26 protein-coding genes are annotated in these 24,635 nt (G+C 58.7%); 12 read left to right on the forward strand and 14 right to left on the reverse strand.

Going from position 1 to position 24,635, the window contains the following annotated elements:
• Positions 1-210: 210 nt before the first annotated feature.
• The 6 genes from CVS30_RS08940 (at position 211) to CVS30_RS08965 (ending at position 5,362) form a co-directional block, all read left to right on the forward strand.
• Complete coding sequence (locus CVS30_RS08940) at positions 211-975, forward strand: TspO-related membrane protein (protein WP_181419755.1); 765 nt, start codon at positions 211-213, stop codon at positions 973-975.
• 984 nt (positions 976-1,959) lie between these two features.
• Positions 1,960-2,280 carry a DeoR family transcriptional regulator gene (locus tag CVS30_RS18570; RefSeq protein ID WP_110484989.1) on the forward strand — a complete coding sequence of 107 codons (321 nt, stop codon included), beginning with the start codon at positions 1,960-1,962 and terminating at the stop codon, positions 2,278-2,280.
• Positions 2,281-3,095: 815 nt separating this feature from the next.
• Positions 3,096-3,359, forward strand: coding sequence for a hypothetical protein (locus tag CVS30_RS08950; RefSeq protein WP_110484990.1), 264 nt, complete (start codon positions 3,096-3,098; stop codon positions 3,357-3,359).
• A gap of 123 nt (positions 3,360-3,482) precedes the next feature.
• A complete protein-coding gene (locus CVS30_RS08955) occupies positions 3,483-4,235 on the forward strand; it encodes a hypothetical protein (RefSeq protein ID WP_110484991.1) in 753 nt (250 codons plus the stop codon).
• 174 nt (positions 4,236-4,409) lie between these two features.
• A complete protein-coding gene (locus CVS30_RS08960; RefSeq protein ID WP_110484992.1) occupies positions 4,410-4,784 on the forward strand; it encodes a PASTA domain-containing protein in 375 nt (124 codons plus the stop codon).
• Positions 4,785-5,056: 272 nt separating this feature from the next.
• Complete coding sequence (locus CVS30_RS08965) at positions 5,057-5,362, forward strand: putative quinol monooxygenase (RefSeq protein ID WP_110484993.1); 306 nt, start codon at positions 5,057-5,059, stop codon at positions 5,360-5,362.
• A gap of 371 nt (positions 5,363-5,733) precedes the next feature.
• Here CVS30_RS08965 and CVS30_RS08970 read toward each other — a convergent pair whose 3' ends face one another.
• Positions 5,734-5,964, reverse strand: a complete 231-nt coding sequence (locus CVS30_RS08970; protein WP_110484994.1) for a hypothetical protein — start codon at positions 5,962-5,964, stop codon at positions 5,734-5,736.
• A 142-nt stretch (positions 5,965-6,106) separates the two neighbouring features.
• On the opposite strand from CVS30_RS08970, the gene CVS30_RS08975 reads away from it, so the two are divergent.
• Entirely contained in the window at positions 6,107-6,421 is a 315-nt protein-coding gene (locus CVS30_RS08975; RefSeq protein ID WP_110484995.1) for a hypothetical protein, read from the forward strand.
• A gap of 19 nt (positions 6,422-6,440) precedes the next feature.
• Here CVS30_RS08975 and CVS30_RS08980 read toward each other — a convergent pair whose 3' ends face one another.
• The 5 genes from CVS30_RS08980 to CVS30_RS09000 all read right to left on the reverse strand — a co-directional run bounded on the left by CVS30_RS08980 (position 6,441) and on the right by CVS30_RS09000 (position 12,381).
• Positions 6,441-7,067, reverse strand: coding sequence for an ATP-binding protein (locus tag CVS30_RS08980; RefSeq protein WP_220033900.1), 627 nt, complete (start codon positions 7,065-7,067; stop codon positions 6,441-6,443).
• A 170-nt stretch (positions 7,068-7,237) separates the two neighbouring features.
• Positions 7,238-8,926, reverse strand: coding sequence for a dipeptide ABC transporter ATP-binding protein (locus CVS30_RS08985; protein ID WP_110484997.1), 1,689 nt, complete (start codon positions 8,924-8,926; stop codon positions 7,238-7,240).
• Positions 8,923-9,717, reverse strand: coding sequence for an ABC transporter permease (locus CVS30_RS08990; RefSeq protein WP_110484998.1), 795 nt, complete (start codon positions 9,715-9,717; stop codon positions 8,923-8,925). Before CVS30_RS08990 ends, CVS30_RS08985 begins: the two co-directional genes overlap by 4 nt.
• Positions 9,714-10,691 carry an ABC transporter permease gene (locus tag CVS30_RS08995; protein WP_110484999.1) on the reverse strand — a complete coding sequence of 326 codons (978 nt, stop codon included), beginning with the start codon at positions 10,689-10,691 and terminating at the stop codon, positions 9,714-9,716. Before CVS30_RS08995 ends, CVS30_RS08990 begins: the two co-directional genes overlap by 4 nt.
• A 25-nt stretch (positions 10,692-10,716) precedes the next feature.
• Positions 10,717-12,381, reverse strand: a complete 1,665-nt coding sequence (locus CVS30_RS09000) for an ABC transporter substrate-binding protein (RefSeq protein WP_110485000.1) — start codon at positions 12,379-12,381, stop codon at positions 10,717-10,719.
• A 208-nt stretch (positions 12,382-12,589) separates the two neighbouring features.
• Here CVS30_RS09000 and CVS30_RS09005 point away from each other — a divergent pair, with 208 nt between their 5' ends.
• Positions 12,590-13,192 (forward strand): DUF1349 domain-containing protein, encoded by a 603-nt coding sequence (locus CVS30_RS09005; protein WP_110485001.1) that lies wholly within the window; start codon positions 12,590-12,592, stop codon positions 13,190-13,192.
• Between the two features lie 85 nt (positions 13,193-13,277).
• On the opposite strand, the gene mtnN is transcribed toward CVS30_RS09005, so the two are convergent.
• From mtnN to CVS30_RS09020, 3 genes are all read right to left on the reverse strand, one after another.
• Positions 13,278-14,039, reverse strand: a complete 762-nt coding sequence (mtnN, locus tag CVS30_RS09010; RefSeq protein ID WP_110485061.1) for a 5'-methylthioadenosine/S-adenosylhomocysteine nucleosidase — start codon at positions 14,037-14,039, stop codon at positions 13,278-13,280.
• Positions 14,036-14,488 carry an S-ribosylhomocysteine lyase gene (locus CVS30_RS09015; protein WP_442319998.1) on the reverse strand — a complete coding sequence of 151 codons (453 nt, stop codon included), beginning with the start codon at positions 14,486-14,488 and terminating at the stop codon, positions 14,036-14,038. Before CVS30_RS09015 ends, mtnN begins: the two co-directional genes overlap by 4 nt.
• 139 nt (positions 14,489-14,627) lie before the next feature.
• The gene (locus CVS30_RS09020; protein ID WP_110485003.1) at positions 14,628-16,487 is read right to left on the reverse strand and encodes a glycerophosphodiester phosphodiesterase family protein; all 1,860 of its coding nucleotides are present in this window, start codon (positions 16,485-16,487) and stop codon (positions 14,628-14,630) included.
• 123 nt (positions 16,488-16,610) lie between these two features.
• Here CVS30_RS09020 and CVS30_RS09025 point away from each other — a divergent pair, with 123 nt between their 5' ends.
• Genes CVS30_RS09025 through CVS30_RS18305 form a run of 3 tightly spaced genes read left to right on the forward strand, consistent with a single transcriptional unit; the run spans position 16,611 to position 18,434 of the window.
• A complete protein-coding gene (locus tag CVS30_RS09025; RefSeq protein WP_110485004.1) occupies positions 16,611-17,051 on the forward strand; it encodes a MarR family winged helix-turn-helix transcriptional regulator in 441 nt (146 codons plus the stop codon).
• A complete protein-coding gene (locus CVS30_RS09030; protein ID WP_245934522.1) occupies positions 17,044-18,183 on the forward strand; it encodes an MFS transporter in 1,140 nt (379 codons plus the stop codon). Before CVS30_RS09025 ends, CVS30_RS09030 begins: the two co-directional genes overlap by 8 nt.
• Complete coding sequence (locus CVS30_RS18305) at positions 18,129-18,434, forward strand: MFS transporter (RefSeq protein ID WP_245934523.1); 306 nt, start codon at positions 18,129-18,131, stop codon at positions 18,432-18,434. Before CVS30_RS09030 ends, CVS30_RS18305 begins: the two co-directional genes overlap by 55 nt.
• Positions 18,435-18,552: 118 nt before the next feature.
• Here the strand turns inward: CVS30_RS18305 and CVS30_RS09035 are convergent, their stop codons facing one another.
• From CVS30_RS09035 to CVS30_RS09045, 3 genes are all read right to left on the reverse strand, one after another.
• On the reverse strand, positions 18,553-19,962 hold the full coding sequence (locus CVS30_RS09035) for an FAD-binding oxidoreductase (RefSeq protein ID WP_245934524.1): 1,410 nt from the start codon (positions 19,960-19,962) through the stop codon (positions 18,553-18,555).
• A gap of 132 nt (positions 19,963-20,094) precedes the next feature.
• A complete protein-coding gene (locus CVS30_RS09040; protein ID WP_110485005.1) occupies positions 20,095-20,517 on the reverse strand; it encodes an organic hydroperoxide resistance protein in 423 nt (140 codons plus the stop codon).
• Positions 20,518-20,573: 56 nt separating this feature from the next.
• Positions 20,574-21,032: a MarR family winged helix-turn-helix transcriptional regulator gene (locus tag CVS30_RS09045; protein WP_146233379.1), complete on the reverse strand. Its 459-nt coding sequence runs from the start codon at positions 21,030-21,032 to the stop codon at positions 20,574-20,576.
• Positions 21,033-21,270: 238 nt separating this feature from the next.
• On the opposite strand from CVS30_RS09045, the gene CVS30_RS09050 reads away from it, so the two are divergent.
• On the forward strand, positions 21,271-22,548 hold the full coding sequence (locus tag CVS30_RS09050) for an FAD-binding protein (RefSeq protein WP_110485007.1): 1,278 nt from the start codon (positions 21,271-21,273) through the stop codon (positions 22,546-22,548).
• A 227-nt stretch (positions 22,549-22,775) separates the two neighbouring features.
• Here CVS30_RS09050 and CVS30_RS17980 read toward each other — a convergent pair whose 3' ends face one another.
• Entirely contained in the window at positions 22,776-22,919 is a 144-nt protein-coding gene (locus CVS30_RS17980; protein ID WP_181419756.1) for a hypothetical protein, read from the reverse strand.
• A 539-nt stretch (positions 22,920-23,458) separates the two neighbouring features.
• Positions 23,459-24,256: a GAF and ANTAR domain-containing protein gene (locus CVS30_RS09055; protein ID WP_110485008.1), complete on the reverse strand. Its 798-nt coding sequence runs from the start codon at positions 24,254-24,256 to the stop codon at positions 23,459-23,461.
• Between the last annotated feature and the right edge of the window lie 379 nt (positions 24,257-24,635).

Raw genomic sequence — 24,635 nt, forward strand, 5'->3', positions numbered from 1 at the left:
TCATGTGACGCAACGTATCTGACTACGAAGAGGTTTTCTAAGAGTGAACGCGCGGGGGTTGATTGCTCGCCAGTCCACAGCCATTATGGGTTATGTGAATCGCACTGGTTGACGAGGGCAAATACTCGAATCAACGGACTTCAATCGTGAGGAGTATGAACGATACAAACACGATATTCAGCTTCAATAACCGCACGGATACTTTGTGCTGTGGCAGTCTTGCTGGCAACCGTGGGAGCCTTCTATGGCAGCGGAGCGCTGGGAGGAACGCCCACAGCCAACGCAGCAGGTGGGCGGCTAGGCGCTGACTCCACATTGTTGGCACCAGGAACTGGAGCCTTTTCCATCTGGAGCTTCATCTACACCGCCTTATTGGTTTATGCGGTGTGGCAATTGACTGCCAAAGCGGGTTTGAGCCAGTCACAGCGAAAGATGCGCCCCTGGGCGGGGGCCTCGGCCGTCATCAACGCACTGTGGATTGGTGTGGTTCAACTCGGCTGGCTGGGGCTCAGTGTTTTGGTCATCGTAGTTCTTCTTGGTGTATTGATCAGGATCTTCCTGCTCATGAAACGCTCCTCGGAATCCGTGACGGAGCGTTGGATTACAGCACTCGCCTTCGGCCCCTATCTGGGCTGGGTCACCGTCGCTACAGTGGCAAACGTTGCGGCGTGGCTGTCCTCGATGGCTGTGGGAGACGGCGCGGAGTGGGTCACCCCGCTCGCTATGGTGCTAGTGGTCGTTGCAGCGCTTATTGCCGTCGGTACAGTCCACTTTTCCGGAGGGCGAGTAGCTACCGCGCTGGCCATGGCGTGGGGTATTGCGTGGATTGGTATTGGCCGTACTGACGGTGGGCTGGAATCAGCGCCAGTGTCGATCACAGCCTTATGCTCCGCCGCTCTGGTCGTATTTTTTGCACTCGTGGCAGGCTTCGCGCGCCGGATCCGGTCAATTCGTGCAGTGGAGAATGCCATTTGAGTGCCGTCGTCACCGCCGGTGAAGCCGGATATATCGGGGAAGCCTTGTTCTCGTTCGTTGAGGACCAGGACGCGACGTGTGTGCAGGACCCGTCGAATAAATAGCTTATGAGATTTTGAAGGCTTGACTGATTATCGGCTCGAACTCTGGCAGCTGCGGAAAGCTCCGACACTTCACGGATGTCCAGGCACTTATGCCGGACTCCTTGTTGGGTGTCGAACCAGGTGAATCCCCGCGCCGTGCGCGGCGCCTTGAGCTATCTATGCGCAGGGCCACTCTGCCACCAGAGCTCTTGGGCGTACTCGAAATTGGCTGATCAGAGGCTCACCCCTGCACGGAGCTAATGTGGCTCTCCGCAGACACTGCAGGAATTCGGGGGCCAAAGTTTCTGGCCTTACCAGCTCTGCCCCTTGGTCAGCCCCAAGGGGCCAGCCATATTCATTTCACCGATGTGCGTGAGTGTGTCACCCAAGCCCCGACAGCTTCTTTGAAGTCATTCAAGGCATCAGTGGCGACACCGGATACGTTCACTCCAGGAATCTGGGGCACTACGGGGATCATGGAGACAAGCTGATGACTGGCGTCGGACTGGGCTGCCGCGCCCTGCACCAGGGACTGAGGCCAATGGATCCTTGTTTGGAGGGCTTGGGTTGTTTCCCTCGTAGTCTCCATGTGCTGTTGCGGCAGCCATCAAATCAGGCGTCCGCGCCGGATCAGCTTCGCTTCGCACTCGGATGGCTTGGTCAGGGCCATGGGGAAGTGCGGACCCGCAGGAACAGAGGTGTCGTGAGTGGATTCCGCCGTGGCCATGCGCACAACTGCCGTCGAATCTCAAGCATCATCTGCCATCGGTGATCCTGATGGCTGTGAGCAAGTGCAGAGCTGCAGCTACCTCCTGAAAACTTGATCAAGTCATCTTCTAAACGGTCAAAAACGATCGTTTATGATCAATGATACGGATCATCCATCGTCACGGATGCACTAATGCTGGCTATTGAGCGAGATCAAAGAATCCTCACGCTAGCACGCAGAGATGGGCGCGTCGAGACAGTGCAAATTGCTAGGGAACTAGGGATCTCGGAAATTGCCTCACGGCGTGCTCTAAATTCGCTGTCTGCTGCGGGACGACTTACTCGAGTTCGTGGAGGTGCGATGCTTCCCGGAAGGGACCTTGTCGAATTGGTTAGCTCCATCATTAGACTCGTTGTACCAACTCATGAGTACTACTTTGCGCGCATCATTTCGGGAGCGGAATGGGCGGCAAAAAAGCTAGGATCAGGTCTTGTTCTTGGCATGACTCACTAAGATACAGACAAGGAGCAAGAGCGTGTAGATCGACTCCTGACTCTTGGGGCGCAAGGACTCATGATCGCTACAACTTCTTTTGCTTCGACGAGGAAAGAAGCGGGCGAGTGGCTTGATTCCGTCCACGTGCCGTTGGTCTTGATGGAGCGATCTTTCACTTACCCACAAATCTCGCGAGAGTACGACCGGGTGCAAGCCGACCGAGCCTATGGAGCAGCCTTGGCTGTTAGGCACCTTGAGCATCTAGGTCACAGATCGATTGCCTTGGCCCTTTGTGAGTGGACGCCATCTGCGGATGGAATTCGATCCGGATACGATCAGACCGTCGAATTTCTCGGTCTTGATGACCAAGCGCCCCTCAAATCGCTTCCGGAAATTGCCAAGAATGCAGTTGAAAGCGATGCTGCACTCAAATGGGACGCAGGCTGCCGTGGTGCATGCAGATGCTCACGCGGCCCGTCTCGTCGAACTCATTTTGGAACGCAATTTGCGTGTTCCTGAGGATTTTCCATCGTGGCTTACGATGACGAGGTGGCCGTGTTTGCCGCCGTTCCGCTCACAACTGTGGCACCTCCTAAGGAAGCTGTTGGCGAGGCTGCCATGCGCGGCTCTTAGATGCCAGATTACAGAGCCCGCAGAGTGTCAAGGAACTGCCGATCCGGCACCTAACGCTGTTGCCCTCTTTGAGTATTCGAGAATCAATAAGTGTCTTGGCAGACCGAAAATGACCGATTGGGCGGGTAGTCCTTGACCGAATGAATGTCCGAGCCAAGAATGAGCTGAATCGTTCTTAGCCGTCAAGGGATTTACTGCCCATGCAAAGCCATTCGTCCAGCCTTGAAAAATATTCGTGGCGTCCAAAGGTTGCTTTCGCCTTGGGCTCTCAGGAATTGAAGGAGCAGTTGTTCTCGGCGGATCGCCTCGAAGAACTGCTGACGTTTGCCGATGTCCTAAATAACCAAGTGTTGACCGAGTTTGACTCGGAGCGTTTTGTCGGACATCGACATATTGTTGACTTGATGAGGCTCGCAAGTCTCGATGCTTCTGCTCAACACGGTGCCGGAGCAGCTGACGCATGAGCAGCACATCCTCAAGCTCCAAAAACGTCAAAATCCCCGAACTGGGCTAGTCCCCGAACATCGATCCCAGGGGCAAAGCCTGAGGATGCTCGTCGATTCGGCGCCGATCCGGAAAACTATCATGTGCTCTCCGTTGGTTATGCCCTTGACCTTTTGGGCAGTGAATTCCGGAACCCGATCCATGACGTGGCCGGCATGTCCGCGACGGATCTACTCCAGAGATTGGACGCACTTCCCTGGCAGAAGGAGGCTTGGGAGTCTGGAGCGTGGGTTGATGTCTGGGGCACCGCAGCATATTGGAACCTAGCGCGGGGGCATAAAAACGCGGAGGTTTCGCTTGATCTTCTACTCGGCTGGCTGCTGACCCGGGTCAACCCATCGTCCGGAGTGTGGGGGAGTTCCGATGATGACACTCGATTGAAGTCGGTCAACGGATACTACCGGCTGACCCGAGGGACTGTTGTCCAGTTTGGAGTCACGGTTCCGCATGTTGAGCGACTCATCGACACGGTGCTCCACCATGGATCGGATGCCCGCTATTTCGCCCCAGGACATGCAAACGCCTGCAATGTCCTTGATGTCACGCTCCCTTTGTGGCTTGCGGCCAAGCAAAGCAGCCATCGCCGAGACGAAGCTACTGCATGGGCGCAAGACCAGCTCACTCAGGTACTGCAACGGTGGCATCCTGGCGCGGGAATGGCTTTCAGCGCTGCGATGGAAGGCGGGACTCGGCGCCAGCCGTCCTTGCAGGGAACCGAGATGTGGTTGGCCATCATCGGGAATCTCGCTGATCTGCTGGGCTGCGCGGATTCCTTGGGCTACTGGCCGAGGGGTGTTCAACGCCCGGAACCGGCATTCGCTCTGCCAACTTTTTAGCAAGCTCATCGTCGGGGAAAACCAGTAAATAATGGACGATCCCGGAGACACAGTTTCCGGGGCCCTCACCCTACGCTGGCCTTGTGGTCGTTAGAAGAGGACTAAGATTGATGTTTGCAAAGCAGTCGGATGGCAGATCATAGCCACCCGAAAAGTGAACATTAAGTTAGGCCCATGAAGAAATTTATACAGCTTTCCCTTGCAGCGCTCCTTCTTGCCGGGCTTTCCGCCTGCGGTAGCGCCGCGCCGGCAACAAGCCCGAGTGACACAGCCAGCGTTTCCGCTGCAGCTACCCAGGAAAAGCGAGCAGTTCCCGACGTTGTCGGTATGACGTACAAAGAAGCCTACGAAGCCCTGGTCAAGGATGATTTCTTCGCCCAGTTGAAGGACGAAAAGGGAGAAAACTGGACTGAGGGAAGCCCCTGGGCTGACGTTACGATCGCCACGATGGAACCGGCCGCCGGCACCATGACGGATGAATCCTACGTTGACCTGACCCTCACCGTGACGCAGGAAGAATACGCCAAGTCGACGAAGGCTGCTGAATAAGGCCGATTGAGTTAAGGGCCGGTATCTCAAGCTATTGAGATACCGGCCCGTTTTCTTTAATGCCGCAGCGATCCTGCTTCGTATGAGACGCGGGGTCGTACTGAGATGAAACGTCACCCCGTGGTTCGACGGCGAGACTGAAGTTCGACGGCGGGACTTGGGACCCGCCGTCGTACCTGGTCTCACTCTCGAGACTAAGCAACCGGTTGCCGTAGACTCGTGCCAAGCCATTTTTCCAGTGGCCCCATAGTCCCGAGCTAAGGAATGCAGAGTTGTCCGAGACATTTTTTCAGGTAGTTGTTCGCTATACGGTCAAGCCCGAAGAGGTTGAAACCGTCCTGGGACTTTTGGGTGAGATGGCGGTGGCCACTCGTGCCGAGGAAGGGAATATTTCCTACGACTTCTTCCGTGGCGTGGAAGAACCCGATCAGATTGTGATCCTGGAGCGCTACGTCGACGCCGCCGGATTTGCCGGACATCGCGAATACGAACACATTGAGCGGCTCGGAGTGGCGCAAATCATTCCCCGGCTCGCGAGCCGATCGATTCAAACATTTGAGAACGCCTCCAACTCCTAACTGAGCTGCCCGCGGGCTGTTTCTGCGATGTGCGAGAGCGTTCTCCCCAGATTTCGCTGCTGCGTGGCACTGGAGACCGTGCATTCTGAGGCGGCACAGGGCAAGTTCCTCGGCAAGGCTCTGAGCGACCCAATAACTGTCAGGGTCGCGACACTGGATGGCGTCGAGGTGATTCGAGGCATCGGCGGGAGGCCTTCATTGCGTTGCACCGCCGGTAGGGCGCTTTAGAGGCTGTTAAAGCAGCGAGCTTTCCCACGACGGCATTCACCAGCGGTGGGGGATTGCTGCTGCACGCGAGAGGGCCAGAGAATGACCAGACCCTGATAAGCGCAGAACCAGCTGGACGTTGATGGTGTCTGCTGGGCTCCTCGCTAGCGTGTTTCCGCGGACACTTTTCTGCGGTGGGTCCTGCGTAACGCGGCCAATTTGGCGATCCAAATGACGATCAGCGTTGCTCCTGCCGCCATCAAGGCTAGGTCAATCCACGACGGGTCCTCGCCTTGCCAGCGCAATATTGCGGAAACGACGACGCATAGGCCAACGACTAGACCGCCCCAGGCTCGGAACTGACTACGTGGCGTTGCGGCTGACTCCTTGGCCATGGTCCGATGCCTTCCGCTTGTGAGCTCACCAGCAACAATGCTGATTGTTCTTTGAGCTCACCGTACAGCCTTGGAAACCGTTGGGTGGTGATTCACAGGCCGTGATGTGGCTTGAATCATCACAGTCAATATCATGATGACTATGAACATTGAAGAAGTCGACGAGCGCGATAGCACCTGGGAACAGCACGACTCCACTTTTCGGGTCTACTTTGCCAAGGGCATTGACCGAGCAATCACGACCATGGATGTCTCCGATGCGACGTTCAGCGAGGTCCAGAGGTGGGCACAGGAGAAGGCCGGCGATGACACCATCGTCGCGATCGCCCTTGTTGGCCTAGACTCCCGGGGATTGAAGGGGCTGACGTGGCTTCTTGGCATGGACCCGAACGACTTCCCGGAAAGCGCTATTGAGTCGCGCATGCTGGCGGAAATTGGTGCAGAAGCGTCCGTCTGAGGCACTTGCTCAGGCCTTGTCAGTGTCGATGATCCTGAATCTCAACAGTTAGAACCGGGGCAAAGTCCCGACTCAGCCGCTGAAGCCCTGTCACAGAAATTTCGCCCTCACCGAGGAGACGTTGACTGGGTAGGAAATGCACCGTGGTGCCGGTCGTGCCGTCGTCGTGCAGGGGAGTCAGCCCCGTCGTCGGCAGGCCCAGTTCATATCGCTGGGTCCACGAGCCATTCGTCCGCCGGTTGCTGTGAATAAGCCAGTCGCTCAGTGAGGCAACGACGGACATGCCTCGCCGGGCCAGCCCGTCAGGAAGTGGTGGTGAGTCGGGGGATTCGAAGAATCGCAGATCCTTCGTCGCCATAATCGGCTTTTTGATCATGCGGCCGTGACCGTCCGTGCGGGTATCAGTTCCTCGCCCGTTGTCGGACACTGAGATCGAACCGTCTGGATGCAGTGAAACAATGGCAGCGCCGGTCCCGCGGTCCAAGGCCTCATCAGCTGGATAGGCAAGGACCTCCAATATCAGGTGCAGTGCGGTTTTGTAAGCGTCGAAAGATGGGTCGGTTCGAATGAGCTCGAGGTGGTCGACGTCAACGTCCATGGCCCAATCGTGCGTGGTGTTTTGCCAGATTCCTGATTCTTTAGACACACCAAAGATTCTTACACGACCTTACGCCCTAAAGCTCGATCCCTGGAATTTCGTCAGGCCGGGTTGTTTCTGGCGTACTCCTCCACCCCGGCGAATACTCGTTCATCTTGGATGCCGATCGTGAGCGAGCTGCGGCTGTCGTTGCAGGTCACGTCGATGCCCTTGGAATGCTAGAGGCCGCCACCCGACTCTTGCGTGCCCACCAGGGGAGACGCTGCCAGCAGCGCCCGCGTGTAATCGTGGCGCGGGGAGGTAAAGATCCGCTCGGTGGCACCCGATTCGACGACCTGCCCGGCCCGCATGACCAAAACGTCGTCACTCATATGCCGGACCACGGAGAGATCATGCGAGATGAAGACGTAGCTCAGCCCGAGTCGTTGCTGCAGCTCATCCAAGAGGTCCAGCACCTGGGCCTGCACCGAAACATCCAGGGCAGACACGGGTTCATCGCAGATCAGGACGCGCGGTTGGGGCGCCAGTGCGCGGGCAATCGCCAGGCGTTGGCGCTGCCCGCCCGAAAGTGTGGCGGGATTGCGTCCAGACATCTCGGCGTCCAGCCCCACCATCTGAAGTAACTCCGTGATCCTTGCGGCATGGCTGCGCGGATTCCGTGTGGCACCAAAACTCACGGCGTCGGCCAGCAACGACCCCACAGACAGCCTCGGGTCAAAGGACGACAGTGGATCCTGATAAATCGCGCCCAGTTGCGAACGGCGGCTCCGGCGGTCAACCTCACGTGCCGAGCTCCATGGCTCATCAAAAAGTTCCACGGCGCCCGCATCGGGCGCCAGCAGCCCCAGCACGATGCGCGCCGTCGTCGTCTTCCCCGAGCCCGACTCGCCCACCACACCTAGGGTCCGGCCGGGCAGCAGCTCGAAACTGACGTCCTTGATGGCCATGAACGTTGCGTGCTTGCCCTTCGCGAAACTCTTCGAGAGTTTCCTTGCGCTCAGCACGGGACGTACGACGGCGCCCGCCTCACCTCCCGCGTCTTCCGCAGCAGTCACCTTTTGCTCGGAGTCTCGAGTGTGCACCTGGGACGAAGCCTCCTCGGTGGGGGAGAGCTTGACGAAGCGTGGCTTGCCCGCGGGAACGGCAGCCAGCAAGGCCCGGGTGTAGGGATGCTGGGGATCGTGGAAGATCTGGTCTCGTGTGCCACGCTCCACGATGTGTCCTGCCTGCATGACGGCAATCGTGTCGGCCACCTTCGCCACGGCCGCCAAATCGTGACTGATCAAGAGCACGCCCGAACCGGCCTGGCGCAGGGTGCCGAGCAGATCCATGATGGATGCGGCGATGGTCGCATCCAGTGCCGTGGTGGGTTCATCGGCAATGATCAGCTGTGGGTCGAGCGCTATGGCTGCGGCAATCAACGCCCGTTGGCGCATGCCTCCGGAGAGCTCACCGGAACGTTGCCCGGCACGGCGTTCCGGATCGTCTAAGCCCACGGCTTCGAGCAGTTCCATGACGCGGGTGGCTCGTGTGGCGCCCGAGGCTCGGGTGTGCAATCGCAAGGAGTCGTCAATTTCCTTGCCGACGGTTCGCAAGGGGTCTAATGACGTCAGCGCATCCTGGAGGATGAAGCCCACCTCTTTGCCTCGCAGGGTGCGCCAGCTTCGCTGAGAGAGACTGCGGCCATCTTGCCCGGCCACGGTCAACGTCTCCGCCGTGACGGTCGATCCGGGACCCGCCAAACCCAGCAAGGATCTCGCCGTGACCGATTTTCCGGAGCCGGATTCGCCCACCAGTGCCAAGCATTCACCGGCCCGCACGGTGAAGGAGACGTCTTTAACAACTTTGCTTCCGCCAAAGGAAACGGAGAGATTTTTGACCTCAACAATGGCCTGTTGTTCGTTCATCGGACACCACCAAATTTTGTCGAACGTCCCAGCACCGTCGCGGCAGCCGCCACGAGCACAATGGCCATGCCGGGGAAGAACGTCATCCACCAGGCCAGCGAAAGATAGGTCCGGCCGGCAGACAGCATGGCGCCCCACTCCGGCGTGGGCGGCGGCGAACCAAGCCCCAAGAAGCTCAGCGAGGCCGCCCAGAGAATTGCTTGACCCAGACCCAAGGTGGCCAGGACCCCAATGGGCGCGAGAGCGTTGGGCAGAATGTGAACTCGCAGCACATGGAATCGGCTGCGGCCCAGGACCGTGGCGGCCTCAACCATGGGGGAGCTGCGAAGGGTTAGGATCTGTCCCCGGATTATGCGGGCATAGCCGGGCGCCGCGGTGATGCCCACGGCGATGACGGTGGTCGTGACGCCAGGGCCGGCGAGGGCAATGAACACCAAGGCCAGCAGCAGTCCGGGGAGCGCAAAGAGCACCTCAAGGATTCGGCCGATGCCAAAGTCCAACCACCTGCCTCCAAATCCCGCAATCGTTCCTAGGACCAGCGCTATTCCTAGGCCAATCGCCGTGGCCATGGCGCCAATCAGCAAGGAGGGCCTCGCGCCGTGAATGATGCGTGAATAAATATCGCGCCCCGACTCATCGGTTCCCAGGACATGCCCGGCACTGGGCGAGGAGAAGGCTGCTGCGGGATCGATGGCGAGCGGGTCGAAGGGGGCTAAAAGATTCGGTGCGATGGCGGCCAGAATAAAGAACAACAGCACGACGGCGGCCAGCACCCGGAATAGTTGTCTCATGATTGCTTGATCCGAGGGTCGGCAAGGCGTTCAACGATGTCCGAGACGGTCATGATCACGACATAGGCGGCGGCCGAAAGCAGCGCTACGCCGGTGACGAGCGGGATGTCCCGAGCGGTGACGGCAGACAGTAAGGACCGTCCCAGTCCCGGACGGGCAAAGATGGATTCAACCACGACGGCACCGGAGAGTAGCGACCCTAAAGCCCAGCCGGAGAGTGAGATGCCAGGGAGTGCGGCGTGACGCAGCGAGTGGCGCAACAAGATACCGGTCTCGGATTCGCCACGTGCCCTGGCCGACAGAGCAAAAGCGGAGCGCTGCGCTTCCATCATCGTGTCCCTCATGACCTGTCCTAGGAATCCAGCCAGGGGGAGGGCCAAGGTGAAGACTGGTAAGACGAGTCCGGCTGCTGTATTGGTGCTGACCGGTGGCAGCCAGCCCAACATCGACGAGAAGACCATGATGAGCACGCTAGCCAACCAAAAGTGCGGTACGGCGGCGGACACAATCTCCAAACCCGAGGCGACAGCCGACGCGAGAACGCCACTACGCGTGGAGAAAACGGCCAGAGCCAAAGCCATCATCCACGCAACTAGGAGTGCGAGGCTGGCAAGAATCAACGTTGGCGGGACCAGCTCGCCAAGGACCTCAACCACAGGACTCTTGAGGGAATAGGAGGTGCCGAGATCGCCCAGAGCCAATTGCTTGAGTTGCCGCCCATACTGAACAATGAGCGGCTGGTCCAAACCGTAATGAGCACGGGCAGCCGCTAGAGCCTCGGCCGAGGCTTGCGAACCAGGCCCGCCCATAATGGCCTCGGCGGGATCGCCCGGAATCATGCGGATGCCAAAGAAGATCGCCGTGGCAACGGCCCATAAAACAAAGATGCCTCCCATGAGCTTGCCCAGTAGCCAACGCACGGATGCGCCAAGAAGGCTCGGAGCTCGGGGCGTGAGAGCTGTGGAGGTGCTCATGGGAGGCGTCTTTGCGGCAAGAACTTTAGTTACTCAGCCAGGCATCAAAGAAGAGGGGGCTGGCGACTGCCGTTGTTGCTCCAACGTTCTTCAACTTGTCCGAGTATAGGAAGTGGTTTTGCTGATCGTACAGCGGCAAGAGGTAGTAGCCCTCGAGCACGAGCTTCTGAGCCTTCGTGTAAAGATCCTTACGCTCTGCCTCGTCCTTCGTGGAACCGGCGGTCGTCAGTAACGCGTCCAGGGCAGGGTTCTTGACCTGGGAATGGTTGGCAAAGTACCCCGAGGGTGCCGGGATCGTCGAGTCAGAATGGAACAGGATCGAGAGAACGCTCGGACCCACCTTGGTGTACGGGGCGGACACTAAGTTGTAGTTGTTCTTGGCGAGGTCTCCATACCAGCTGGAGAGATCCAACAGGTTGATCTTGATCTCGATGCCGGAATCCTTGGCGGTGGCTTGCATCTGTTCAAAGATTGACTGCTCGGCCGGGATCGACTGGCTGGTGCTCACGGGGAACGTCAGGGAGAAACGCTGGCCATCCTTGATTCGGTAACCTTCGGTGTCGCGCTCGGTCCAGCCAGCGGCGTCGAGCAATTCGGCGGCCTTGGCGGGATCGTAGTCAAAGAGTGAATCGTCGGAGTAAGCGAGCGGCTCCACGCTGGACAGCGGTGAGTAGGAGCGCTTAGCCGTGCCGAAGAAGAGTGAGTCGATGCTGGCGTTGACATTCACGGCATGGACGAACGCTTCACGAGTTTTCGGGTCATTGAAGGGCGCCTTCGAGGAGTTCAGCTCGATGCGGTTGGACGCACCAGGGCGCGGAGCATCGAGGTGCTTGAGCGTGGCGGTTTTGGTGGCCGTGGCGATCGCGTCGGGCTGGGCGTTATCGATGACCTGAACCTCGCCGGACTGCAACGCTGCATAACGTGTGGCGGCATCCGGAATGAAACGCCACGTGATGGCATCCAGGTAGGCCGGGCCCTCATGCGTCGAGGAGGCGACGGGGCGAACATAGCCCTCGTTGCGCACCAGGTTGACGGCTTCCTGCTTCTTCCACGAGGCAATCTTGAAGGCGCCGGTCCCGACGGGTGCCGCGCAGTTTTCTTCCTGGCTACGCTTGAGTGCCGTGGGAGATTCAATGGCAACCCACGGCATCGAGAAGGACTCAAGGAGTGAGTTATCAGGGGTCTTGAGCTTGAGCTCCAAGGTGCGCGCATCAACGGCCGTCATGGACGCGATCTTTCCCAGCGCAAGGTATCCAGTGGAGGATGCGGTGTTGGGATCCAGCAGATGTTCAAAGTTTGCCTTGACAGCTGCCGCATCCAAGGCCGTGCCATCCGTAAAGCTGATGCCGTCGCGAATCTTCACACTGCGCGTCAATCCGTCCTCGGACACCGTGGAGTCTTCGGCGAGCCACGGGATCAGCTTGCCCTCGGCATCCTTGGTGTAGAGCGTCTCGAGGTACTGCGAGGCAACCAAGGCCTGCGGGTAGTTTCCGCCCACATGAGGATCGAGGCAGCTCGGCTCGGCATCACCCGAGGCATAGACCAAGGTGCCGCCGGTGACGGGAGTACCATCATCGGCGCTGTTTTCCGTTGTCGAGGTGGCCGGCGTGCAAGCGGATAAAACCAGAGCCGCGGCGAGGGCGGCCGCAGCCGGAACGAGTTTATGTGCCAAGGGGCGTGCGTAAGTCATGTACTTCTTCCTGCAAACCGGTGAAGGGGAGCTGCCAGTGGTGCAGTGCACCGCCATCAACCATAGCGTTTGGGACGTAGTATGCTCAGCTGCGTGTGGGAGAGATCATAGTTGAGCTTAATCCTTGTGGCATCCCTCGTTCTCAAGGAAAGCGGCAGGAATGGTCCCCACCGAAGTAGTGTTCGCCGTCGGAAGTTAAGGAAGAAAAGTGCCACCCACCATCAAAGAGCTGCCCACCCTGAGCTGGCAACCCACCTCCGGACAGGCCGTTTATGACGCGGGCGGGGCGTCGCTCACGCTAACCGCGGCCGCCACTGTTGACTGGAGCAACGACGCCCTCGGCGGGCCACAACAACATGCCGCGGCAGCACTGGGATTTGTGGCACCGGAGACTTTTTCGCTCTCGGCCAAGGTGGTGATCGATGGGCCTCGCACCACCTTTGATGCGGGCGCACTGAGCCTATGGGTCAACCCCGAGCACTGGGCCAAGCTGTGCTTTGAATACTCTCCGCAGGGTGAGACCATGATTGTCAGCGTCGTGACGAACGGCTACTCGGACGACTGTAACTCTCGCCCCGTGCAGGGCAACTGGACGTATCTGCGGGTCAGTCGGGTCGGCCCGGGGTGGGTATTTCACGCCTCCGCGGATGGGCAGTTCTGGGAATTCATCCGCCTTTTCCGTCTCGCGAGTGACGCGCCGGTGCACGTGGGATTCCTGGCGCAGGCGCCCCTCGGGGAGAGCTGCGTGGCACGTTTTGAGGAGATCGACCTGCGTCTTGAGGTGCCGGAGGACCTCCGCGACGGCAGCTAGCAAGGGCCGGAGTTAACACGAAGGGCGCTTGCCCAGAGGAATCTGAACAAGCGCCCTTCATTGTGTGTCATTGCCGGCCAAGAGCTCAATAGGCAGTGACGACTCGGGGAGAACCCGCAGCTGCCCACGCGCCGATGACGGCCGTAACTACTTCGACCGAGCGCTCGGCGGCGTCGTCAACATGCGTCAGGAAATCAGCGTCAGAAGCCGGGCCACACAGATCCGAGATGCCACGGATCGAGAGGAACGGAGCACCAAAGACATGGCACGTCTGGGCGATGGCGGACGACTCCATGTCAGTGGCAAGCACCTGATCAAAGAGATCCTTGACCACAACAGCGCGTTCCTGATCGACAAAGGAATCGCTCGAGAGCATCAGGCCCTCGTGCAGTGTGGCGCCCGCGCGGTGTTCGGGAAGGTCGATGGCGCTAATCTTCAGCAGCGCTGTCGGGACGGGGTAGGACACGGGCATGCCGGGCACCTGACCGAGGACGTAACCAAAGGCGCGAGCATCAGCATTGGCATTGATGTTGTCGCTACCGATGACCACATCGCCGACCCGGACCGCATCGCCTAGGCCGCCAGCAGTTCCGGCGCTGATGACGAGGGGGAGTGCTGCATCGGGTGCGTCAGCATTCGCGAGCACCAGTGCCGAGGTTGCGGCGCTGGCGGCGTTGGCCAGGCCGATGCCGCCTTGGACGATCAGGGTTTGCACGCCGCTGATGACGCCGCGGCGGTGAATCGCATTGCCGATGCGCTGCGGCTCGCCGACCTCGGTAGCGCGTTCCAGGAAGGGGGTGATTTCCTCTTCCATAGCCACAATGACAATGACCTCGACGTGGCTCAAGCGGAAACCTGCTCCCACTCAGCACGCTTGGCCAAGAAGGCCCGAGCGGCATCCTGAGCGGCGCTCAGGGAGTGGTTCTCGCCCCAGCCACACTGGATCTCGTTGGCGGCAGGGACCTCGGTGGCCTGTAAGACATCCGTCAACGTGGCCTCGATGAGGTCCAATACGGCCGGAACATTCGGCTCGCCCTGCAGGATGAGGTAGTAGCCGGTCTGGCAACCCATGGGGGAAAAGTCAATGACCTGCTGGGAATGGTTCCGCGAGCATTCGGCAAACAAGTGCTCGAGGGAGTGAATTGCCTTCATCTCCAAATGGGCAACGTTGGGCTGGGTGAAGCGCACATCGTATTTGGTGATCACGTCGCCAAGTGGAAGTTCCTTGCGATCGGCGATCCGCACATACGGTGCCGCGACAGACCGGTGATCAAGATTGAATGACTCTACATTCATGCGTGAAGGATTCATGATTTTACTTTCCTGCTGGGGTGCCAAAGCGGGTCGTGCTCGGGGCCACTTCATGTCACCTTCATAGTAGCCGTCATCGCCGCCCGGGTGCGTGGCTCCTGCCGGAGGGATCACGCCCTGTGACTTAGGGTTGATGCGATCGTGAGCCAAGGAGTAGCTTGGTCCGCACATCGCCATCGACATACTTCGGCTCGGGGGAGAGCTCGTCGCGGGCAGCCTGTGCCAGATCGGGCTTATCGGTCACGATACCGTCCACGCCGGAGCGCAGGAGGGCGCGCATGCTCAAGTCACCGTTGACGGTCCACGCATACACGTCCTTGCTCTGTTCATGCGCCGCATCGATCATCTCTGAGGTCAGCGAGGCCTGCTCGATGACATAAAAGTCGCACAGGGTACTCGGTAAGGAACCGTAGAGCAGCCCAATCGTCAGACCCACGCGCAACTCAGGACGCAGGCTCTTGATATGTTCGACGGCGTCCGGGTTGAGTGAGTGGAAAATGTTCCCGTCAAAACCATCGACGGCCTCCAGCTCGGCCAGGAACTCCTCCACGAAACCAGGATTTTCATGTCCGGTCACCTTGAGCTCTATCAACAGCGGCATGCCAATGTCACGGGCCCGGGTCACGTACTCGGCCATGGTGGGAATCGTGTCGCTGTTGCCCTTCATCGTGACGGTGGTCTCCGTGACGGCTTGGGTGGTCATGTCAAAAATGTTCTCGTTCTTACCGGCGAGCACCAAGAGGTTCGTATCGTGACTGGCCACAAAGTCACCGTCGGCCGTCTGCTGAAAATCGGCCTCGACAAGATCCGTCTTTATGGTCTTGGCGGCCTCGAGCCCGCCCAGTGTGTTTTCTACCCCACCGGCATCGTAGCCACGGTGCCCGATCACCAGGGCAGGGCTGGCATCGCTGCTCATGGGAGCTGTTGGCGACGGCACGGGTGTTGACGTTGCTGTTGCCGCGGGCGTGATCATGGCACCTGTTCCGCAGACCACGGCCAGAACGACCGCGGAGGTCAAGACGGTGCGGGCATCTCTTCCTCGTGCCAAGGGAGAGCGAGCGGCAGAACCCCGGGGCCGGTGGCTGGCGACGAAGGGCATCTTGTAGAAAATCCGAGCTTCCCCGACGAACAGGAAGGCGAAGCCTTGAGCCGTGGCGAGGGCTAGGAAGGCAAAGATCAGATTGGCGGCCGTCACGGCAGCCTCCGTGTGTTCAAAGCGGGCGTTGAGGGCGTCCACGGCAAAGCCCAGAAGCCAGGCCCCGCCTCGCGAGACGAGAATAGCACCCAAAGCAGCCACCGCGAATGCCACCAGCAGACGAATTCCCCCGGCCTTGATGGCGCGCATCCCGTCCACGAAGCCATGACGCAGCGGCTGATTCCGTACCAGAGCAAACGGCAGCGTGAGGATCGAAAGGTAGATGATGGCGATGATGACTACGGCCACCGCGATGAGCAAGAGCGCCGACATGGGCTTCTTCATGTATTCACGGCCGATGAAGGGCGGGAGGCCGAAGTTCCCTGTCACGGGGGCGAAAAGTGTATAGCCGACGAGGGGCGCGAGGAGGGCCAATTGCGCAGACACCAGATGGGCGCCGGGGCGGTAGGACTTCCTGGCGAGGCGGAGGAGTCGTTTGCCCACGGCGAGCAACGAGGGTGGCTGTGCCGTGAACTGAAGATCGGCGATGACCAGCAGTGTGGCAAAGGAGAGCAGTGTCGCTGCCGAAATCAAGATGAAGGTCAGCGCCAGAATGAGCAGAGAAATGGGCGAGGTGAACAGCCCATGCATGGTGCGATCCGTTAGAGTTTCCAGACCAGCGAGATGAATCGAGAATAAAAGAAGCCGCGAAATCAGCGGGCTAACCCACAGGGCCAGTACCGCATACATCCCACTGATGAGAGCCCAATAGCGCAGTGGCAGGATGCACAGCTGCCTGAATGAACGCCCCAGAAGTGCAGTGCGGGGCGGAAAAACATTTTTAGACATTCTTCCAGTATCGCGACATTTCGCGGTGCTGAGACATTTTGAGGAGATGATATTCGTCTCTCCTCAACGTTCTACACGTCATATTATCAAGTAACTTGATCAATTTGATTGTATTATTTTGCTATGAAACAGCAGGCTGTCACCACCCCACTCTCGACGGATGCGCTCCTTGACGTACTGTTCCCGATCCTTCGAAAAATCCACGCCCGCCGCTCCATATCCTCAGGCAAGTTGGCCGTTTTACGGCATTTAGCCGAATATGGCCGCGCCACCACGGCAGAGTTGGCCACCGCCATCCAGGTCAGCCCACAAGGAATTTCGCTGGCCGTGCGTGAGATGGAGGCCTTGGGATTTTTGAGCCGCGTCCAAGACGATACTGATCGTCGAAAGATGTGGCTGCAGCTCAGCGACATGGGCCGGCAGAAACTCAGCGAAGAGTCGTCGGCCGCTCATGCGTGGCTTGAGCACGTCGTGAAGGAAAAACTGACAGCTGAGGAGCAAGGCCTCCTGGGTGCGGCGATTCCGGTTCTGCGGATCATTGGCCACGAGGCCGAGAATGTCTGAGTCCACGCCAAGACTCGTTCCGTCCCTGGTGTATGCCGCGCTCTCGACCGCCGTCGTCAGCTCCCTAGGGATGTTGCTGGTTCCCTCGATTGCCCACGAGATGGATGTTCCCGTGAGCACGGCGCAATGGATGCTCACGATCAATCTTTTGGCCGGAGCCATAGCGACCCCGGTCATGGGCAGGCTCAGCGATGGTCCACACAAGAAGAAGCTCCTGCTCTTCTCCTTGGTGCTGATCTTGCTCGGCTCCGTCATTGCCGCTCTTGCTCCGAACTTCAGCGTGTTCCTGATAGGACGCGCCCTCCAGGGCCTGAGCTATGGAATTGTTCCTGTCACGATTTCCCTTGCTCGCCGTTACGTCGCCAAAGAAAAGGTGCAGTCCTCCATCTCAAGCCTGTCCGTCACGGTGGCCACCGGAATTGGAATTGGTTATCCACTCACGGGAATCCTTGCAGGACTCTTTGATTATCGGTTCGCGTTCTGGTTTGCCGCAGCCTTTGTCCTCACAGCGATCATCGTGGTGGCCAAGGTAGTGCCCCATGGTCCGGATCAGCTCGCACCCGTTGTGCCGTTTGATCACTCCGGGGCAACGCTCCTTGGACTTGGCCTCGGAACTCTGCTCCTGGGTATCAGCGAGGGGCCTCGCTGGGGCTGGACCTCGCCGTGGACTCTCGGCATCATTGCCGTTTCCCTGGTGTTGCTGTTGATCTGGATGCGCACCGAGTTGCGCTCGGATCATCCCTTGATCAACTTGCGTGTCTTTAGAAATGGTGAGGTGCTGCTGGCCAACGTCACGGCTATTGGTCTGGGTGCTGCCTTGTATATTGGCCTATCGGTTTCGAGCTTGGTTGCCCAGGCACCCGCAACCACGGGTTACGGCATGGCCTTGCCTGTTGTCTGGGCCGGATTTGTCATGTTCCCGCTCTCGGTAGGAAGTTTCAGCGCCAATCGCTTGGTACGAAAGCTTTCGCATAGGGTTTCCTTGGCAACCCTGCTCCCCGTCGGTGCCGGGCTGATGGCGGTCGCCGGCTGCTTGCTGTGGCTCTTTCATGCGCAATTGTGTGGATTCTCTTGGGCATGCTGCTCTTTGGTTGGGGGATGGGCGCGGCCTACGCGGCTATGCCCGCCTTGATTGCCCGCAGTGTGGCAACTGAAGAATTAGGCAGCTCAGTCAGCTTTAACCAAGTCCTGCGGACGATTGGCAGTTCCTTCGGCACGGCTGTTGCTGCCGCCATCATCGCGGCGAACTCAACTTCGGACCTGCACGCCAGTGGCGCAGGCATCACGAAAACCTTTGCCCTCGGTGCGTTGCTCTGTCTTGCTGTCTGCGTGGCCCTGCTCATCAATACCATTCGCGGGGGTCTTCGCCGAACCAAGGGCTAGGCGTTAAGACCGGCAAGCGTCGGTACTCACACACAGCGAGGTTTTTCGCATCGAAAAATGTGCTTACCGCCCGCTTGCCGAGCGCTTCGCCCTCGTCGACGGGTCGCAGCGGCGGCTTTCAGTTCCTGTGGGTGTGGGGGAAGGCTTTGCCGGGGTTCAAGGTGCCGTTCGGGTCAAGGGCGTTCTTGACACTTTGGTGCATGTCAATGACGCGTTGCCCTAGTTCGGCGGCGGCGCCGCTGAGCTTGAGCAAGCCAACGCCATGCTCACCGGTCACGGTTCCGCCGAGCAGCCGACAGTCGGTCACAATTTCATCAAAGGCGAGTTTGGCTCGTGCCTTGGACGCAACGTCGCCGTGGGGGACGATGATTTGTGGATGCAGATTTCCGTCGCCGGCGTGGGCAATGTTGGCGATCACGACGTCGTACTTCGCGGCTGACGCTTCAATGCGTGAGAGCATGTCCGGCACAGCCGATCTGGGTACGCAAATGTCTTCGGTTAAGATTTGGCCTAGGCGTTCCAGTGCGGGGTACGCCATGCGGCGGGCGAGGAAGAGTTTTTCGGTCTTTTTCGGATCCGTGGCCTGTTCGATATGGCTGCCGCCGTGGGTCAGGAAGATGGATGCGAGCCGGTTGGCCAAAAGTTCGCCCGTGCTGCCGGGCTCATCAACCGAGGCGAGCAACATGACATTGACGTTTTCCGGCAGGCCTAGATGGAGCCAGTTATCTACCGCACGCAGGCAGGTGCTATCGATGAGTTCCAGCGCCGAAGGAACAATTCCTGCGGCCTTGACGGCTGCAATCGCGTGACCTGCGGCCCGGAGCGAAGGGAAGTAACCGATGATGGCCCGGTCCTCACGACCGCTGAGGGGGAGGAGCTTAACTGTCACTTCCGTGATGATGCCCAGCGTTCCTTCTGAGCCAATCATGAGGGAGGTGAGATCGTAACCCGTGACCCCCTTGGCTGTCCGGCGTCCCAGGTGCGCAATCTCGCCGTCCGCTAGAACCACTGTCAGGCCGAGGACGTAGTCACGCGTCACGCCATACTTCACGCAGCAAATTCCGCCAGCATTGGTGGCCGCATTACCTCCGATGGTGGAGGTCTTGTAACTGGCAGGGTCCGGCGGGTACCAAAGACCCTGGGCGGCGACTGTCTGGCGGAGCGAATCGTTGATGACGCCCGCTTCGGCAACAGCAAAGCCATCGGCACTGTTGATCTCTCGAATCGCGGTCATTAATTCCAAGGAAATGACGATTGAGTTTTCCATGCTGTTGGCACCACCGGACAATCCCGTTCCGGCGCCTCGTGGAACAACGTGGATGCCGCGTTCGCCCGCATAGCGCACGACGGCGGCCACCTCCTGAGTCGTTCGGGCCAAGACAACGGCAAGCGGTGCGGCAAAAGGTGCCCACTGTGCCTCGTCGTGGCTGTACTTCTCAAGAGATGGCCCATCGTTGAGCACTGTGCCGTTTGGTACCAGATGCGACAGTTCTGCTGCCACACCATTCTCGGGCTCCATTGCAATCATGATGATGCGTTCCTCTACTGTGACAATGATTGTCCCGGCGGCGGACGCCAAGCTGACCCAGTCAAGGCTATGCGGTGCAGTACATCACAACAATGGGGGCCTTATCGATTGCTTCAATCGTTAGCTCAACTTTTAGTCATCGGAGACTGTGATGGTGACCTCGATATTGCCTCGGGTCGCATTGGAATAGGGGCACACCTGGTGGGCAGCGTCGGCAAGCGCCTGAGCGACAGTTGCTTCAATCCCTGGGAGAACAACTTCAAGGGCGACTGCCAATTCAAATCCGCCCTTGCCATTTGACCCAATGTGGACCTGGCCGCCCACCGAGGAGTCCGTGATATCGACCTTCTGGGTACGGGCCACCAGCTGCAAGGCTGAGTGGAAACAGGCGGCGTAACCGGCGGCAAAAAGCTGCTCGGGATTCGCACCGTCGCCCGAGCCACCCATGGCCTTGGGGATGGCCAGATTCAAATCGAGTTCTCCGTCGATGGTGCGAACCTTGCCGTTACGGCCGGCTCCAGTCGCGAGTGCTTCTGCGGTGTAGAGGGGTGTCATGGTGACCTTTCGGTGGTTGATTTGGCGGGGTGGAAGTGAAGGTGAGTGAGTTCAACTCAGGAGTTGTTCGGTGATGACAGCTGCTGCATGCCCTGAGTGATTCGATGGAGTGTGGCAACGAGGTTCTGGGCTTCTGCAGCAGATTCAAAGCCGTAGGCGGGTCGCAAGACTTGGAGTGCTCGAAGTACCTCCGCCAAGGTTTCAGAACCGACGTGTGTGAGCGTGATCGTGACGATTCGCTCATCGCTCGAGGTTCTCTGGCGGCTCACAAGGTTGCGTTGTTCCAGCCGTCGCAGGAGCGGAGAGAGCGTGCCTGAATTGAGCCCCATTCTGGCACCCAGTTCGCTGACGGTCAGCCCATCGTCCGTCGTGCTGGTTTCCAGCAGGACGATGTACTGCGTGTAGGTCAGTTCCCAAGGTTCCAACAGGACGCGGTGCGCCTTGGCTACGGCGTTGGATGCCGAGTAGACGGCAAAACACACCATGGAGTCCAAGTCATACTGATTCACGTTCATGTTTTGATTGTACACAACTTAATTGCGCACACTGAAAATTCCAAAGACAGGATGGGGAATTGAAGAGGTGGGAGATAAGTGCTGACAGTCAACTTAATAGAGAGTTACTGACGCGGAGGCGCTGTTTCTCATCATGAATCTGCTCAATTACAGCGATATTGATGGATAAGCGTTAGCAGATTTGATATGTTGTTAGTCACATCAAATAGTGTGTAACTTAGAGGAACAGGGCGATTCTATGACGACGAAACTAGAGACGAATGAATGGAACTGGGCTGGAAATTACAGCTATGGAGCCGGAGAAATTCACTATCCGGAGTCTATTGCTGAACTTCGTACCGTCGTTGCCTCGGCTTCCAAGGTGCGTGCGCTGGGTTCTCGTCATTCCTTCAACCCGATCGCCGACTCCGAAGGGGTCTTGGTCAGCCTGGCCAAGATTGCGCCAGAGATTGAGGTTGACGCCGCAGCGCTGACTGTCAGCGTCAGCGCCGGAACTACCTATGGTGTCCTAGCGACGGAGTTGCAGAAGCAAGGTTTTGCGCTGCATAACTTGGCATCATTGCCACATATCTCTATTGCAGGGGCTATTGCTACAGGAACACATGGTTCGGGGGATGGCAACGGGAATCTCGCAACTTCGGTCCTAGCCTTGTCCTTTATCGACGCCAACGGCGCGATGTACACGGTGACGCGGGCCGACACTCCCGACTTTGCCGGTTACGTCGTCGGGCTTGGTTCATTAGGCGTCCTCACCCGGGTTACCCTCCGGATTGAGGCTGACTACAAGGTGGCCCAGCACGTCTACACGGGGTTGCCGTGGGTGACTGTCTTGGAGAACTATGACGCCATCACCTCAAGTGCCTATTCGGTCAGCCTGTTCACCGATTGGAGCGGCGATACCGTCGGTCAAGCTTGGTTCAAGCAGCGCGTGGGCGACGGACGCGCAGCGAATTTCCCGGAACAGCTATTTGGCGGAGCGGCAGCATTGACGGAGTCGCATCCACTGCCAGGCGTTTCGGCAGTTAATTGCACCCCACAGCTGGGCGTTGCTGGACATGCCGCCGACAGGCTCTCGCACTTCCGCATGGACTACCTGCCCAGCAACGGTGATGAGATTCAAAGCGAATACCTTGTCCCGCGCGAACATGCCCTGGCCGCGATTGCTGCCATGCGCGAACTCAGGGACGTCATTACGCCGTTGCTGCTCGTTGCTGAGATTCGTACAATCGCTGCGGATGATCTGTGGCTCAGTGGAAACTACGGCCGTAACGGTATTGGCCTGCATTTCACGTGGCGCTTGGACCAGGCAGCAGTCGAAGGTGTCTTGCCCCTCATTGAGCAGGCATTGGCTCCTTTTGGTGCCCGTCCGCATTGGGGCAAGGTATTCACTGCCGACGCGGCCACGATTGCACCGCTGTACCCGAAGTTCGAGGATTTCAAGGCGCTAGTACAGCTTCGAGACCCCCATGGTAAGTTCCGCAACGACTTCCTTGAGCGGACTATTTTTGCTGCCTAAAGCGGGTCATGGGCTCGGATCCCATAGGAGCCCATGGGTGGCGATAATGACCAACACTCCGCCATATCTGGGCTTCTGTGACCATGCTGGGGCCGTTTTTTGGCGGCATGGGCCACATAGATTGCACTCGTCGTCGGTCTGAATCGGAATCAGTCTCTCGGTATTCGCAGGGCTCAAACCCCGAATTTACTGGGTTTTCCGCAGTGACGGGGAGCGTTTCCTCCCCGTCACTGCGTGATTAGATGCTTGTGGTGCTCGAACGTACCGGTCGTCGGTTCGAAGCGATGGTTGGGGTGCTGCGGCTTCGGCTGACCTGCGGTGATGCGTTTGGGGGAGTTCGCTTCGAGATGCGCCATGCTGTCAAGGCTCATTGAAAACACACTAAATTGATCCCCGGCCGTATCGGGTCGCCCCTTCCCGAGGCTGCCTCTGCCGTTAGTTCCGCCCTCCACAGCACATCGTCAGTCACAGCGACCGCCCACTGCGGCGCGCCCCCGTCCCGCCTGAGGCCTGTCCGCGGAATACGGCCGTGCTAATGGCCAGGGTGTCACTGATCGCCTTCGGTAGAGGTTGCACGGAGGTATCTCATGGCTGGCAGCGGAAGCTCAGTCGCGTCGAAGGTTGAGAGGCATCGTTTCGTCACGCACCTACCGTGTTTGAACCCGCAAGGTTGTCATTCTCAGAAGTCGGTTGAACATATTTCAATACTCGTCTGCATAGACCTGGTGCCGTCCGTGGACGGAACCTCCTGCGGGCAACTTCTTGCTGTGCCCGGTGATGCCGGTACTCCTGTGGGCCTTGGTGCGGCGGCCTGACGGGCGGTATATGACCGTTGTGGCCCAATCCTTGGGCCTATTGGTTTTGAGCGCCCGGGTGATGGCCAGATTATTGATGATTCCTCGTGGGATCGTTAGGTGTCGAAGTGTGTGTGGATGTTCTCGTTGGTGAGGTTGCTGAGGACTTCTTGGGCCAAGTCGCGGAGTTTTTGGTTGCGGGTTGACGATGCCCGGGCGAGGATCTCGAAGGCGTCGTGTTGGGCGCAGCGTTGCTGGCCCATGATCACTCCCACCGCCAGGTCGATGACTGTGCGGGAGTTCATGGCTTCTTGAAGGTCTTGGGCCAGTTGCTGCTGAGAACCGATGCGCACCGCCAGGCGCAGGGCCTTTTGTGCTTGGCAGGCGTATTGTTCGGCACTGGTTACCATCTCGTGGGTGAACAGGTGGGCTGTGGGGGAAAAGAAATTCAGCGACGCTGTGGCATCCTGTTCCAGGTTCAGGGGAACGGACAGGACGCTGTGGATGTTTTCGGCCAGCAGTTGCTGTGCATAATCTGGCCACCGTGTTTCGATGGCCGTGTTGTCGACGACGATGGTGCGTTGTTCTTCCAATGCGGTGATGCAGGGCCCCGCGCCCATCCTCTGCTGTATTTCGTTGAGAGTTGTCGCACGGGGGCTGCTTCCTGCACCTGTCTGGGCTCGCCGCCGACGATACAGCGTCACCGCGCAATCCAAGTCCGGGCCGCCGGCTTCGGAGGCTAGGGAAGCAGAGTATTCGGAGAGTTCGTGCAAGAAATCTCCTACATCGAGGCTGTCTAGCACAAGGTCCTGGAGCTGTTCGGCGACAGTGACCGGGCCAAACCCCTCATTCGAGATTGTTGCCGGTTCTGCCGATAGCTGGGATCTTCCGCCATTTGGTTCTATTTCGACCATGATAAAAACCCTCCCCGTCATTGAGAGCCCGACGCCGGTACTGGGCCGGCAGTCGAGTTCTGTAATCTTTGATGGATATTCAAAATTCTAGTCTGCTAGCGGGCTTTCAGCACCCGGTATTCTCGCCTCCGTTCAGGGCCGGCCCTATGCCCAGATTCATCTTCTGGATGGTACAGAGAGGCAAAGGAGCGCCTACCTGCACTCACATGAATCGATACCCCGCCCGAGGAAGACCGGGAGGGGATTCTTGTTCGGTGATATGTCGGCCAAGGTACAAGTTGCCGTACTACCTTAATGTTCTGAGGATCGGTGAGATTCGAGTCAGTGAAGCATGGGCAGAGGTACCGGCCACAGTCGCTGTGGCAGCCATGACGGTCGC

Source organism: Arthrobacter psychrolactophilus (genome assembly GCF_003219795.1).
Classification (GTDB): domain Bacteria; phylum Actinomycetota; class Actinomycetes; order Actinomycetales; family Micrococcaceae; genus Specibacter; species Specibacter psychrolactophilus.

Coding starts and splice junctions, on each gene's coding strand:
- CVS30_RS09055 (WP_110485008.1), bottom strand. CDS start 24,256: ATGGTCGAAATAGAACCAAATGGCGGAAGATCCCAGCTATCGGCAGAA.
- CVS30_RS08990 (WP_110484998.1), bottom strand. CDS start 9,717: ATGAGACAACTATTCCGGGTGCTGGCCGCCGTCGTGCTGTTGTTCTTT.
- CVS30_RS08995 (WP_110484999.1), bottom strand. CDS start 10,691: ATGAGCACCTCCACAGCTCTCACGCCCCGAGCTCCGAGCCTTCTTGGC.
- CVS30_RS09025 (WP_110485004.1), top strand. CDS start 16,611: ATGAAACAGCAGGCTGTCACCACCCCACTCTCGACGGATGCGCTCCTT.
- CVS30_RS08975 (WP_110484995.1), top strand. CDS start 6,107: ATGAACATTGAAGAAGTCGACGAGCGCGATAGCACCTGGGAACAGCAC.
- CVS30_RS09035 (WP_245934524.1), bottom strand. CDS start 19,962: ATGATTGCAATGGAGCCCGAGAATGGTGTGGCAGCAGAACTGTCGCAT.
- CVS30_RS08970 (WP_110484994.1), bottom strand. CDS start 5,964: ATGGCCAAGGAGTCAGCCGCAACGCCACGTAGTCAGTTCCGAGCCTGG.
- CVS30_RS18305 (WP_245934523.1), top strand. CDS start 18,129: ATGCTGCTCTTTGGTTGGGGGATGGGCGCGGCCTACGCGGCTATGCCC.
- CVS30_RS09040 (WP_110485005.1), bottom strand. CDS start 20,517: ATGACACCCCTCTACACCGCAGAAGCACTCGCGACTGGAGCCGGCCGT.
- CVS30_RS09000 (WP_110485000.1), bottom strand. CDS start 12,381: ATGACTTACGCACGCCCCTTGGCACATAAACTCGTTCCGGCTGCGGCC.
- CVS30_RS09045 (WP_146233379.1), bottom strand. CDS start 21,032: ATGAACGTGAATCAGTATGACTTGGACTCCATGGTGTGTTTTGCCGTC.
- CVS30_RS08960 (WP_110484992.1), top strand. CDS start 4,410: ATGAAGAAATTTATACAGCTTTCCCTTGCAGCGCTCCTTCTTGCCGGG.
- CVS30_RS08950 (WP_110484990.1), top strand. CDS start 3,096: ATGCAAAGCCATTCGTCCAGCCTTGAAAAATATTCGTGGCGTCCAAAG.
- CVS30_RS09015 (WP_442319998.1), bottom strand. CDS start 14,488: ATGAATGTAGAGTCATTCAATCTTGATCACCGGTCTGTCGCGGCACCG.
- CVS30_RS09020 (WP_110485003.1), bottom strand. CDS start 16,487: ATGTCTAAAAATGTTTTTCCGCCCCGCACTGCACTTCTGGGGCGTTCA.
- CVS30_RS17980 (WP_181419756.1), bottom strand. CDS start 22,919: ATGAGCCTTGACAGCATGGCGCATCTCGAAGCGAACTCCCCCAAACGC.
- CVS30_RS09030 (WP_245934522.1), top strand. CDS start 17,044: ATGTCTGAGTCCACGCCAAGACTCGTTCCGTCCCTGGTGTATGCCGCG.
- CVS30_RS08985 (WP_110484997.1), bottom strand. CDS start 8,926: ATGAACGAACAACAGGCCATTGTTGAGGTCAAAAATCTCTCCGTTTCC.
- CVS30_RS18570 (WP_110484989.1), top strand. CDS start 1,960: ATGCTGGCTATTGAGCGAGATCAAAGAATCCTCACGCTAGCACGCAGA.
- CVS30_RS09050 (WP_110485007.1), top strand. CDS start 21,271: ATGACGACGAAACTAGAGACGAATGAATGGAACTGGGCTGGAAATTAC.